The organism is Enterococcus sp. DIV0691 (assembly GCF_051711145.1).
Classification (GTDB): domain Bacteria; phylum Bacillota; class Bacilli; order Lactobacillales; family Enterococcaceae; genus Enterococcus_B; species Enterococcus_B hirae.
In genome coordinates this window covers 16284-30051 of record NZ_JBIOLY010000002.1, presented here as the reverse complement: position 1 = coordinate 30051, position 13768 = coordinate 16284, and the positions used below count along the sequence as shown (strand labels likewise).

General features: G+C 35.5%; 11 protein-coding genes. 9 read left to right on the top strand and 2 right to left on the bottom strand.

Going from position 1 to position 13768, the window contains the following annotated elements:
• Nucleotides 1–9: 9 nt before the first annotated feature.
• A complete protein-coding gene (locus IGJ11_RS13345) occupies nt 10–2067 on the bottom strand; it encodes a CAP domain-containing protein (protein WP_438772615.1) in 2058 nt (685 codons plus the stop codon).
• Between the two features lie 119 nt (nt 2068–2186).
• Nucleotides 2187–2396: a hypothetical protein gene (locus tag IGJ11_RS13340; RefSeq protein WP_002311538.1), complete on the bottom strand. Its 210-nt coding sequence runs from the start codon at nt 2394–2396 to the stop codon at nt 2187–2189.
• A 187-nt stretch (nt 2397–2583) separates the two neighbouring features.
• Between IGJ11_RS13340 and IGJ11_RS13335 the strand changes: the two genes are divergently transcribed.
• From IGJ11_RS13335 to IGJ11_RS13295, 9 genes are all read left to right on the top strand, one after another.
• On the top strand, nt 2584–3051 hold the full coding sequence (locus IGJ11_RS13335; RefSeq protein ID WP_438772613.1) for a hypothetical protein: 468 nt from the start codon (nt 2584–2586) through the stop codon (nt 3049–3051).
• The gene (locus tag IGJ11_RS13330) at nt 3048–3290 is read left to right on the top strand and encodes a DUF5415 family protein (RefSeq protein WP_438772612.1); all 243 of its coding nucleotides are present in this window, start codon (nt 3048–3050) and stop codon (nt 3288–3290) included. Before IGJ11_RS13335 ends, IGJ11_RS13330 begins: the two co-directional genes overlap by 4 nt.
• A gap of 23 nt (nt 3291–3313) precedes the next feature.
• Entirely contained in the window at nt 3314–3616 is a 303-nt protein-coding gene (locus IGJ11_RS13325) for a hypothetical protein (RefSeq protein ID WP_002302862.1), read from the top strand.
• A 68-nt stretch (nt 3617–3684) separates the two neighbouring features.
• Nucleotides 3685–5748 carry a hypothetical protein gene (locus IGJ11_RS13320; RefSeq protein ID WP_438772611.1) on the top strand — a complete coding sequence of 688 codons (2064 nt, stop codon included), beginning with the start codon at nt 3685–3687 and terminating at the stop codon, nt 5746–5748.
• Nucleotides 5748–8357 (top strand): VirD4-like conjugal transfer protein, CD1115 family, encoded by a 2610-nt coding sequence (locus IGJ11_RS13315; protein WP_438772610.1) that lies wholly within the window; start codon nt 5748–5750, stop codon nt 8355–8357. The genes IGJ11_RS13320 and IGJ11_RS13315 overlap by 1 nt, the downstream gene beginning before the upstream one ends.
• Complete coding sequence (locus IGJ11_RS13310; RefSeq protein WP_438772609.1) at nt 8354–10711, top strand: pLS20_p028 family conjugation system transmembrane protein; 2358 nt, start codon at nt 8354–8356, stop codon at nt 10709–10711. The genes IGJ11_RS13315 and IGJ11_RS13310 overlap by 4 nt, the downstream gene beginning before the upstream one ends.
• Before the next feature lie 50 nt (nt 10712–10761).
• On the top strand, nt 10762–11094 hold the full coding sequence (locus IGJ11_RS13305; protein WP_438772607.1) for a hypothetical protein: 333 nt from the start codon (nt 10762–10764) through the stop codon (nt 11092–11094).
• The gene (locus IGJ11_RS13300; RefSeq protein WP_438772606.1) at nt 11095–11688 is read left to right on the top strand and encodes a hypothetical protein; all 594 of its coding nucleotides are present in this window, start codon (nt 11095–11097) and stop codon (nt 11686–11688) included.
• 21 nt (nt 11689–11709) lie between these two features.
• A complete protein-coding gene (locus IGJ11_RS13295) occupies nt 11710–13734 on the top strand; it encodes a VirB4 family type IV secretion system protein (protein ID WP_438772605.1) in 2025 nt (674 codons plus the stop codon).
• The last annotated feature ends 34 nt before the right edge of the window (nt 13735–13768 follow it).

Here is a 13768-nt window from a genome sequence, read left to right as displayed (position 1 = left end):
CTTGTTTTTCTATTTGAAAATTGGATTAGCACTAATAAATACGTTGTCTGAAGAAAGTGATCCGTCTGCAGAAACTTTATAAGCATGGGATAGACCAACGATGCTTTGATTGTTGTAAAGCAAGTTTGCGTTATGAGCAGGACTATCTTTCCACATAATCATGGCATTCACTGCTCCTGTATCTGAAAGGATATCGTCAACGTAAAGGTAGAAACTATTGATATTTTCTCCTTTGGCACCGTAGCAGCCTAAACTTTCTAAGAGATCTTGGAAAGTACCGCCGCCAGGACGATAATGACTGAAGCTTACTTGTAATTCTTTTGCACGAATATCTGCAGCTTGTTGAACGATATTATTGAATTGCATTGGGGTAACGCCATTTTGTTGACGGTAGTTATTTAACCAAACAAGTTCTTTTTGACGCACATAGTTGTTTAAATCGCTTAATGAGATATTTTTGTATTTAAAAGTGATCGTTCGATTTTGGTCAACATTATTGATTACACGTTGTCCATTTTTATCAACGGTAACAGATGAATCGTCATTTCTACACAAGAAGTAGTTTTGATCGGTCATATTTTTCCAAGAAGTAGAGAAACTATCTCCCTCGTAAACCGTTTGTGTTTCAGTAGATAAAACAGTGTTTGTGTCAACGTTTATATGGTTCACAGTTACGTTGTATTGATGAGTATAGGCAAAATTGATTCCTTGATTTCTTGTAACGTTTTTTAAAGTCACAGTGTTGCTGGAACTTTCTCTAGGATCAAGAACAAAATCAGTGAAAGTAGGTGCTTCAATTGTGATGCTTTGTCCATAAACGACAGGATAACTCTTACTGTAATTATAGAGTTCCTGGATATTTGGATCAGCATCAGAGACTTTATTTGGACGAGCTTTCACTTCAACTAGAAAGACTTCATCATAGTAAAAAGTAAACGTGGTATTTGTGTTAATCGTTTGTGTTTGTGTTTCATTCCCGTTTACTTGGTACTGTGGTGCTTCAAAGTTAGTCAAGTCGGTTCTAGCTTTTGCAGTGTAACTTGTACCAGCTTTTACTGAGAGATGTTCTTCTTTTAGCAGCGTTCCAGTTTGTCGATTCATATGACGAACTGTTACGGCATAGTCTGAAGGTTTAGGTTTGTGTTGCAAGTCTTTAAATGCAGAATCAAGATTATTTTTAGCATTGTTCACTTGTGTTTGAGAAGCCTTAGAATTGTCTAGTATTTTTTTGGCATTGGATAAAGCAGTCTGAAAATTATTCCAAGATCCTTCTGTAAAATCTCCTTTAGCAGTTGATTTTACTTGGTTGTACAAGGCTTGTAATTCTGTTTTGTTCACAGTATGAGCTGGTTTTTTCTTTAATCCCTTGTAAGCAGAATCTAATGTATTTTTGGCACTATCCACTTGTTTTTGAGTCGCTTTAGAGTCATTTAATACTTTATTAGCATTGTTTAAAGCAGTTTGAAATGCGTTCCAGGTATTGTCGGTATAGTCACCTTTTTTAGTTCCTTTAACGCTCGTATAAAGGGCTTCTAAAGCTGATTTATTCACTTTGGGTGTAGAGTTGTCAGCGCCATACCAACCGATTCCTTCGTATTTCCAACCGTAGTCTTTGGTTAACCATTTTACTTCTTTCCAACTGGCTGTGTAATGATGTGAACCAGATTTTACACCAGGAAGGAAAAGGCGGTAGATCGGTTTATTATTTTTTTCGGCAGAACGCCATGCAGGTCCCTCATAAGTCCAACCGTAATTTTTGGTCAACCATTTCACTTCATCCCAACTAGCTGTGTAGTGATGATCACGAAGGCCTTTATTGTATAAACGATAGACAAGGTAGCCACCGCTAGTCGGTGCTTCCCAAGCGGGGCCTTCATAATTACCCCACTTGATTTTTACTAGGTGATCGCGTTCTTTTTTGCTAGAGGTGTAGAAATGTTCATGGTTATTTGGATTATAAAGGCGATACATGACGTTAGTTGAAGCAGCGTCAACAGATCCAGCAAGAGCAAGTGTGGCAGCAAATGTTCCAATAGCTATAACAGTTTTTTGGTTTAATAATTTCATGTTTTCAACTCCTAAAAATTAGTTAAAATCGATTACAAAACCATTATATATCGGTAAACCGATATAGTCAATAAAAAAATTAAGAAAAGCCAGAAGTACATGAGGCTTTTCTTAATTTGTTACTTAGTTGAAGCGTTAGTATCGATGGTTTCTTCAGCTAATTTATTTAATTTTATAGCATTGATGAATCTCATATTGTCTATACTAGAGCGCTTATTTGCGAGATCACTGACCGTAGTTAAAGGTACGCCAGATTCTATAGATATAGAACGAACTGATTTACCACTATCAAACAGCAACCATTCGATTTTCTTTTTATCAGCGTACATTGAAATGCTCCCTCTTGAGTTTTTCTTTATTATAGCTCTTTTTTGTAATAAATCACAATATCAAGAGAAAAAGACTCTATAGAAAGGTGGAATATTATGAGTATCCGTTCTCCGTGTATCAAAATGTGGTTTGTTGCTACTTTCGTTATTTGATATACTAAAAATAAACAACGAAAGAAGGAATAAAATGAAGAAAAAGCAACTATGGTTTGTCGCTATATTTGCAATTTTTTTTATTATTTTAAGTGGATGTTCAAGTAACAAGAAATCTGAAGCTAAAGAAGATAATAGTTTATTGCAACCAGGTACTGTTTGGAAAGAAGAAGTAGGTGGGCTTGTTCATAATTTAAAAATTATAGACGATACTACTTGGGAATATTCTGAAAGTGTATGGCATCCAGATCCTGTACAAATAACAGTTAAGAGACAAAAAGACTATGAAGGTTTAGAAAGATACAAAATAATAGATTCTGCAGACATAAGACAATTTATAAATAAACCTGATTCTTTATTTATTGTTGTTCCTTATGAGAAGGATGGCGTAAAAAAAATTGTTTTTCTTGGATCTAGTAAGGATGAAAAACGAACAAAAGAGAAATTAATTCATGATGGATCACAATCAAATAAATACAAATTACAAAAGACTAGTGAGTGATTACTAGTCTTTTTATTTGTCCTAAAGGAGGAATCACAGTGGCAAAAGCGAAAACGCCATTTGAAAAAGCTGCGTCTAAAATCTTAGAACGTCGTGGTGTTTCTGAAACACAGTGGAAACAAGAAGTTCTTGAAAAAGCACAATTTGATCTGTTGCGAGGAAAAGATAAGGAACTAGAAGGATATATCTATCAACGTGAACGTGAAAAACTTGTATTCGATGAAATTATTAAACATTAAAATTAAAAGGAGCGAACAATCTTATGTTTGAATCAATTACAATGAATTTTTTAACACAACCGAAAGTAGTAGCTGCGGTTGATATTTTTAGAGCATTACAAGGTGCAGCCACTAGTTTAAAAAACAATCTGATGATTTTTGCTGCTGTTGCGGCCGTTGCCTCTATTGTTCTTGGAGGTATTTTCTTCTTCTTTGGGCGAAGAGGAGCTGAAAACGGGAAGATGCACGTCGGTTATGTATTGATGGGGGTAGGAGTTATTTTAGCTGCTGCTTCTATTGTGGTTTCATTATTTGGCATGTTTGGACAAACTCCGCAAGGTCTGTAAAAAACAAAATGAAGGAGTAAAAAGTACAAATCTACTTTTTACTCTTTTTTTATGAAAGGAGAATATTCATGTACTTTACGATTGCAGGCAATACCAAAAAAGATAAAGAGTTAATAAAAAAAGCAACGAGGGAAGTAGGAAAGCGTACTTCTTTTTTACCAAAAGCAATTAAATATTCTGTCATTGAAACGGAAGAACAGTTACATGTGTTAGGGGAAGTACTGGAACAAGACAATCAGTCTTCTGTTAATTTGATCCTTACGTTACATGACACAGAAGGAAAAATAGAGAAAGCTGGTACAGAATATGTTTTTGGCCCGCTGGATTATCAAATATCAGAAGGTTTCTATCCTACATTAATGGATTTAATCCGTCTTGATGTGTTTAAAGAAACGGATGAAAACATGAGTGTGGAAGAGTCTTATCGAAACGAAAAACTGCTACAAGTGTTAGAAGAAGAGCTAGAGAACGATCAAAGAAAAGTGAATCAAGTGAGTGAAGTCGAAGTAAACGAAGAAGTACCATGGGAACGGCCAATTTTTCCAAAAGATGAACCAAAAGAAAAAGAGACAGTGAATGTTGGCGAACAGGCTGGCATTCCGACTCAGGAATCGATATTTGAGGAGGAAAACGAGGTGATGGATCAATTGGATGGAGATCTCTTTGAGGAAACAATGGAGGATGAAGAGACGGCTGAAGTAGAAGTTGACCCAGGTGAAGCTAAAGAAGAACCAACATGGACTGAAGTGGATTCTCATGAGTATATTAAACCAGTTATTAGTGAAGAAGTAGAGAAAAACGAAACAGAGATACAAAGGGCAACTGGATTTGATTATATTTTGGATCAATATCCTCCAGAACATGAATGGATGAAAGAAAAAAACAAATTATTTTTAAATGAACTTTATTCGAAATATCAATTACCTCAAACCTATCAAGCATTTTTAGAGAGTAAAGAAGAATTAATCTCACAGGGTAAAGGTACACTTTTAGAACAGTTAGAGTCTGTTCAATCAACAAATTGGCATGAGCTTGCACAAGAAGATTTATTAGCCACTTTTGAAGAACGTCAACAGGAAACAGATCAAGAAATTAATGAGTATGCGACGGAACAGTCGTCTAATTGGGAAAAATCCAAAGAGGAATTAACTAAAGAAGAAGAGCGAGTGGTCGAAGAAGAAGTACAAAAAATTAAAGAGCGGTATGAAAAGAAACGGGAAAATGCGTATTCTTTATGTGTCGAAAAGATCAATAATTTTACTAAGACGAATCAAGAAGCGTTATCGAAAGAAAAAGAAAACTTGTTAAAAGAACGTATAAGAGAAAGAAAAGAAGAATTTTATCAAGGTTTACGTACAGATAAGCTAAAAATTAGCAAAGAATTAAATGAACAACTGACTAAACTTTATCAAACAACGGCTGAAGTTCTTATGGAAAAGCACGAGCAGATTCAGCAAGAGTTACAAGCACAAATTCCAAAATGGAAAAAAGAGTATGCAATTCAACAACAAGAATTGAAAGAAAAAGAAGAAAAACAACGACAAAAAGAAAAAGAGCGCGAACAATTAGAGCTAAAAAAACGGGAACAGGATCTTGCTGAACAAAAAATGGTGATAGAAAAACAACGGTTAGAGCAAGAAAAGGAAAAAGAAGCAGCTGCTCGTAAGGAACGTCAAGAACAAATGGATACATTGCGACAAGCACAGTTAAATTATCTAGCACAACCTCAACCAACGCCTTCAGTAGCTGCTATTCAAACGCCAGTGAACAATCAAACAAATCTAACTCCTTCACCACAGCGTTCCTTTAACGGATGGATGGTGGGATGTATTGCAAGTTTAAGCTTGCTTCTAGGTGGAGGAACAGTATTTGCTTTTAATCATATCAATCGATCTTCACAGGATGATTCTGTAGCCACAACGGCGTCAATCAAGGAAGAAGCCCAGGAACAAGCAAGAAAAGAGTATGAACAACAATTAGAAGAATTATTGAATCGTACCAATCAGTCAACACTAGATTCAAGTAAGGAAAGCAATAAAGATAGTGATTCTAGTAAAAGTAAAGAAGGATCAAGCGATTTAACGACACAATCAAACTCCTCCGAAAGTTCAAAATCAAATGAGGTGAAATAATGCGTGTTCGAGAAAAAACGAGACGAAAAGACAAACATTTTAATTTAGAAAAAAAGAAATATTTATCACATTTTTATCGCTACACTCCTTCAGGAGAAGAACTACCAGAAAAACATGATAAACGAGTAACACAGAAATTTTTTTATAGTGGGCTTGTATATCTTCCTTTAGAGTATCTAGTAACAAGAGTACCAGAAGTTTTTAACCGTTTGGAAATTGTTAAGGGAAGCTTACAAGGTATAAATATATTCCAACTAGATGAAGTACCAAAGGTTTTTCAATTCGATTCTACAGGTTTTTGGAATCCGTTTACTTCTACAACTAGTTTGGGTACACGTTTAGTAATTTCAACAGTTTGTGTGGTTCCAGCAGTATTGTTGGGGCTAAAAATGGACATGTGGTTTCGTCCATTGGCAGACGGGCAAAAAGGAGATAACCGATTAAAAACGTTAAAGGAAATCCAACAAATTTATCCACAAATACCAGAATCAAAGGGAGGTTTTCCTGGTTATGGCGGAATACCAATTACTCATTATAAAAAGTACTGGTATATTCAGACGGATACAGTAAATACTTGTATTGTTGGTACTTCCCGTTCAGGGAAAGGACAGATAGAAGTTTTAGCAACCATTGACAATTTGTCGCGTGCAGAAAGACAAAGTTCAATGGTTGTTAACGATCCAAAAACTGAATTGTATGTAGCTAGCAAAGATGAGCTAGAAGCCAGAGGTTATGATGTTTATGCTTTTAATATCACTGATCCGTTACAGTCAATGAGTGATAATCCATTGGCACTCATTGTGAAATACTGGAAACGAGGAGACATAGACACAGCAACACAGTTAACCAATACTTTCACGAATACGATTTATTATGATGCCAATGCTTCAGACAACAAATACTTTAACGAAAATGCGCAGAAAGCTGTCAATGCGCTTATTTTTGCATTGTTAGAACAAGCAGATCAAACAGGGGATTACTCCAAATTAACACCTAATAATCTCGTTGAGCTTCTTTCTGAGATTGGTGGTTTTAATTATCAAGATCCTGAGAATGAATTCAAGCAACTCAATGCTTTAGATGAATTCATGAATCAGTTACCACCTGGAAACATAGCAAAGAAACAATATGGGGCAACAAAAATTGGTTCTGATAAAGCAAAAGGCAATATTCTATCAACAGCGATCACAGGACTAAATCCATTTACACTGACGAAAATAGCCAAAATGACTTCTCAATCAACGATTGATTACAAGTCCATTGGTTTTCCCAAATATTTGGATTTGAAATTACATGAAAGTCTTTTAAATCAACGAATCGTAGTGGAATTTTATCATAAAGGCAAAAAATTTCATGAAGAACGAGTAAAAGTTGGTTATAGAGGTTTTTGTGAAATCAACTTTGATTGTCATTTAAAACAAGGTGATTGTGTTTGTTTAAAATATGACCATCAAGGAAAAGAATATGTGTCCTGGTATGAGTTTTCTCAAAGAGTATTGAAAGACGAAGAGGGAAATATTGTTTATCGAAAAAAACGAGGAGAGACCCATTTGCCAGAATTAGAAAAAGAAGCAGTTCTAACATTAGATGAAGATAAAAGTAACTTATTAGTAGAATCTATTCGGATGCACTATACCGATAAACCCATGGCTATTTTTATGTTAACGCCTGATTATGATCCATCTAACCATATCATTGTTAGCATCTTTCTTAGTCAGCTATATAAAGAATTATCTACACAATGTGTCAAAACTAAAGGAGATAAATGCCACCGCAGAATTCATTTTATTTTAGATGAATTTGGGAATATGCCCCCCATGGATAATATGGAAGGAATCATGACAGTCACAGCTGGTCGAAACATGTTGTGGGATCTGTTTATTCAGTCCTATCAGCAACTTTATGCGAAGTATGGGGAACAAAATGCAGCGATTATCAAAGAAAATTGCCAAACACATATCTATATTATGTCCACAGACGATAATACGATTGAAGAATTTTCTAAAAAAGTGGGGAATAAGACGGTTGAACAAGAGAACAGTACCATCAATTCATTAGGTATGAATACTCATATCAATCGCAATGTTGATTCAGATCGTATCTTAACGCCTGAAAGAATATCTACATTTTTAGAAGGTGAAACGATTGTACTTGCCCCTTTAAAACGACAAGATTTAAAAGGTCATAAAATACGTCCGTATCCTATTTTTAATCATGGGGAAACGAATCTTCCTTATGCTTATCAATATATTGAAGATTTCAATCCATCGTGGGATATCAATGATATAGACATACATTGTACACATGCGGACTTGGATCTTAAGGCCTTGCAAATTGATTACGATTATTTTTTACCTGATATCTATGCACGTCGACTCTATCACAATATGCACGATCAAATAGAAGAGGAAGCTAAAGAAAACATTTTTATTAAAATCGTTCAATCTTTAGACAACTCAACAGCACAAAAGTTACTTATTCAATTTTATGAAGAGAAGCAAATAGATCGTTTGCAAGAATACCTTGAAAAATTGCGTCAAAATGAAGAAATTACAGAGGTTATAAGGAAACGACTTTTGTTAGAAGCTGAAAAGGTGGTGAAAGAATGATTATTGGAGGAATTTTTTCTGGTATTACCGACTGGTGGTCTGGCTTGTTTGGAGAAGGTGATGCAAATCCAAAAGTCGTAACGAAAGTATTACAAGAGTATAGTCATTATCTGCAATATCAAGATGTGTTCAGTTGGATTTGTAATACTTTTTTATGGGGATTGATTAAAGGATTATATAATCTTAATACATTGCTAGAAAAAACAATTTATCAGAGTTTTGACTTAAAGGACATATTGAAAGCCGCTGGTGTTAATGAATTGTTTCAGAGCTTAATTAGTAAAGTTTTAGGTCTTTTCTGTGTCGTCACGTTAATCTATTTAGGTTTAAAATTTTTCATGAGTAAGCACCCACCAAAACCAAAAAATATCTTGGTCAATTTATTTATGGCCATGATTTTGATTTTTGGTGGTAGTTCTTTAATCGATGAAGGGCTAAATATCAGTAAAAACTTCTATGGGGACGTAACTGCAGCAAATAAAGCAGATAAAACTAGCTCACCCGCTTTTCAAATTATTCAAAATAATGTGATCGATGTAAGTACATTACTAGCAACTGATCCGAATAAAGTAGAATCCCTACCAACAGATAAAAGAAATGCTTTAACAGCGAAAAATTTTAAAACAGCGAATATCAATGGGATTATTACTCCTGATCAAGCCGCTGAGATGGCGGATAACGATAAAAGTGGGTTATCAGATATACAAAAGGATCGGTTAAGAGCGTTACAATACCGACTGGAATTGGATGATAATGGAAAAGAAATTCCTGTTAAAATTAATGATGAAGGCTTAGCAAAATATGTCTATACTTCAGGTTATCGTCGATACATTAGTAAACCAGGAATTATTTTAGCTGGTGAATCTTCTTTGGCGGTGGCCTATTTATTTATATTATTTACGATTGTTACTTGCATTATTGAGCTGGTATTTAAAAAATTCTATTTAGTGATTGCCGCGTCAACGGACTTTGAAACAGGACAACGGATGAAAAGTGCGATAGAAGATATTTCTCAGTCCTTCTTGTTATTGGCGTTTACGATTTTAGAATTAAGAATCTATACATTGATGCTTTCGGGTATCGGTGATTTACATGCGGCAGGAAAGATCAACGGATTTTTGTATGTTGTTGCTTTAATTGTGTTAACCATTGCATTATTCAAAGGATCTCAATCTGTTACGAAGATTTTCGGCGTTGATACGAGCCTGAAAAACGGTAGCAATTCTCTTCTTAGCATGTTTGCCTTAGGAAATATTGCGAAAAATGTGGGTAGCGGAGCTAAAAACCTTGCAAGTGCTGGTAAGAGTGGTTTAAGCAATTTAAATGATATTCGGAAAAATGGATTTGGCAATCGAAAAGATGTTAACCCTGATAACGGGGAAGAACAATCAGATGATAAAGCTACAACTGTACCTAATAGTAAGAAAACAGTTTCCGAAATGTTCGGGAAAGCGAAAAATGGTGTTTCTAAAGCCGCAGAAGGTCTTGGTTACGTTAATGAACGTGGGTTAAAAGGAACAGCTGAAGATCTTACAGAAAAAGCCAAAGATACCTTAGAAGAGAAATTAGACGGCACGAGAGCTAAAGAATTGGCTGAAACTGTGAAGAATCCATCCGAAGCACTAGAAAAACAAAAAGAAAAAGCTTCAGAAGTCAAAGAAGGACTAAAAGATGCGTATGGTGAAGGACAAGTCAATGCAGCAGTCAAGGCAAATACAACAGAAAACAAAGAAGGCGTAGCGATTCCTTCAGCCAAAGATCACCAAGATGGGTTGCAATCTAACGAAAGTTCAGAAGAAGAACAAAATGGTCAATTACCAAAAACAGATCCAGAACAATATCGTTATAAATCTAACATTAATTCTGAAAATGAAAAGCGTATTTCAGATTTACCAAAACGAAATCAAGAAGTACAAACGGATGATGATTCCATCGATCTGCCAAATGATAATGGAATCGAAGTTGGAACTGAAAAATCAAAGAAAATTGGTTTGCCTAAGACACAAAATTTACCAATGAAAGATAGTCGTTTGAATCAATTCAAGGAGAATGATCAAAGCTTTGTTCATCAATCAACTGCAGGTACTGTTCAAATGAAGCCAAGTCGATTACCTGAAAACGGGAATCTAACAACTGTTTCTTATAATTTATCTGAAAGTGGTGAGACAGGGAATCCGTCCGTTCAAAATATCGTTTCAGGAGAAGCCGCTCCACAACCTATTCAAAAAGTTCATACAGGTTACAAACCAGCAAACGTGGCATTTACTGCACCAACAAAAATAAATGTGACAAGAGAAACCAAAAATAGGAATAATGAATTGAAAGAACAACTATTGAAGGATATCAAACCATAAAAGGCCTACGAGTTAGGCCTTTTTCTTTATATGAAAAGGAGAAACTATTTATGGATAAATATATTAACATGAAAAATCCTCCAAGATTTAGTGGAGAATGGAAGTTCTTCGCTTTTTTCTTTTTAGATCTATTAACGCTTGGTGGCTGCTTTTTTTGGGCGAAAATGGTCAATAATCTTGTCCAACTACCGCTCCTTTTTGCAATCTTGAATTATGGCTTATGGATTGCGATAGCTCTAGTGATTGTTTGGCGACCCTATAATAATCCAGGTCAACGACAAATTTTTGCGATTATCGAGTCTATTTTCTTTACGGATAAGAATCACTATCATGCGTTAGACCCTAATCGAAATTATCATGGTACGTATAAGGAGGACGAATAAATGCGAGTCAAAGGACAAAATTCAGTTGATAAGAAATCCATCTTGCAGTTTGGAAAACCCGAAGAACGATCAATCTTGGATTTATTTCCTTATAAATCTTGTACAGAAGAGGGCGTCTTAATTACCAAAGAAGATCATTATCAACGTTATTATCGTGTAGTTTCAACCGACGTGGAAGGATTAAATGAACAAGAGAAACTGGAACGAATGAATCAGTTGACCACCGTCATGCGTACGTATGTGCCAACAATTAAGTTAGTTAGTTTGACCACAGAGACGGATCTAACGGAACAAATCGTGCAAAAGCGGCAATTATTAGATAAAAATCGTATGGAACAGTCCTTAGGAAGAAATCTACAACGGTTAAGAAAATATGAAAAGAAATTAGTCGAAGAAATCCAGGAATTGAAACGGGCAGAACAAGAACGTCCTGACTTAAGCTTCTTTTTCGTTATTGAAGGAAAGACAATCAAGGATTTACAAACTAGAAACCGTCAGTTAATGCGATCCAGTGGCATATTAGGGTTAAAACCACTCTACAAAAAAGAATTAATCAAAATTCTTTATCGAATGAACAACATGAATGACGAATAAAAAAGATGGAGGAAATGATTCATGCTAGATGTGATAAAAACAGTTCTTTCACCGCAAAGTAACCAAAAGGTGATTGATCCATTAAAACAACTTGGCAATCGTGAAATAGAGATTTTAAAATCCAAAGGTTATGATTTAGATTTTTTAAAGCGAGTGATGCCACAAGGTGGGTTAAATTTTGATGAAGAATATGTGACTTATGGCAATGGTTACTCACGATGCGTGACCGTTTACCATTACACAAAAAATCCAACTCTTTTTTGGTTAGCCAACCTGATGAACAATCCTCACACTGTATCAACACTCGATGTTATTACAGATGAAAAGCAAAAAGTGATTGATCAAATCAATCGTGCATTAGATGAGTTAAATGATCGATCAGATAATGAACGAAAAGCAACTGACCGAAATAAAAGTGCGGAAGAATACCTAGAATTATCAGAGTATGCTCGAAAATTGACCTCAAATGGTGAAATTTCTAAACAAGTCAAAGTGAGAGTACATGTTTACGGAAATACAATTCAGGAAGTAGATGAACGAGCGCAGGAGTTGATAGAAAATTTAAAAGGAATGGATTACCGTGCAGTGACTTATTTGCATAAAACCAAAAGAGATTGGCAATCGATGTTCACCATGTTCGATGAACAAGCCGAATGGTTTGGAAATATCAAAGGCCAATCACTGCCAGCGTTAAATATTGGTGGTGGATTCCCTTTCCACCATCAGACGCTAAAAGATCCAGGAGGTACACAATATGGTGAAACCATGACAGGTGGTCCGTTTGTTTGGAATGCCACCTATAAAAATAGTATACGTCTGTCTACCAATACGTTGCTTCTAGGAATGATGGGGGCTGGTAAATCGACGGTTCTTAAAATGATTGCGGAAGCCCATTTAGCTGCAGGAGACTTTATTTGGGGCTTTGAAAAGGGGAAAGATTTTATTCCTTTCTTAAAGGAATATAACGGCATTATGGTGCGTTTAGATGGGTCTGACGGAATGATCAATCCTTTAGAAATATTTGCCACACGGACGTATGATGAAGCTTCTAGTCTGTATGATAATGGCTCAGTCAAAGATTTGAAGATCAATGAAGCAGCGTCCTATCAAACACACTTAGATAAAGTGGTCTATCAGGTACAGTTAGTGAGTCCTCAGTTGAAAGGAACGATGAAAGCAGAATTTAAGACTTACTTGAACCGTTTTTATGAAGAATACGGAACAGTACCACGTGGCTTTACTTCCTCGAATGCGCGTTCAAATACTGAGGCACAAGTGACAGGGAAAGATCCAGAAGCTTATCCGACGTTCAAAGAATTTTTAGCCTTTTTGGAACAATTGGAACTACCAGGTGCTTCCCAAGAGAAAAAGAATCGTAAAGAAGAAATGGAATCCATTGTGGAATCCTTATGTGAGACGTATGGCATGATCTTTGATGGTCATAGTACGATTCGACATCTTGACCAACAACAGTTGGTCTTCTTTGATATTGACTCTATTACAGGTTTGGATCGCGGGGTACAACAATGCCAAATGTACATGGCTATGACATTGATTTGGAATCAGGCATTGATTCAAGGAAGAAGACAGCGACGCTTAATTAAAGAAAAACAAATGGAAGAACAAGACTTCAAACGCTTTTTGGCCATGATTGATGAGTGTCATAATGCGATTAATCCAGATTTTATTGAAACAGTAAACTATGTCACAAATTTTCAACGAGAAATGCGTAAAGTAGAAGCAATGACTGTTTTAGCTACACAATCCCCACAAGAAATGGTACCAGAAAATATGTCTTCTGATAATTTCTCGAAACTGAAGAAAGTCTTTGAATTTTCTTCTACGAAAATCTTTATGCGTATGGACGAATCTATTTTACGTCATATAGAAGGGTTAGTGGGGAAATCAATGACGAATTCAGAACTAGAATCCATTCCTCAACAAAATCAAGGAGACGCTGTGATCAATTTTGGCTCAAATGAAACCATTCGTGTTCATTTTAGTCCGAATAAACGTCAATTAAAATTGTTTGATGGAGGAAAGTAACTTCTTGTATTTTTGTTTATACAAGTATATACTT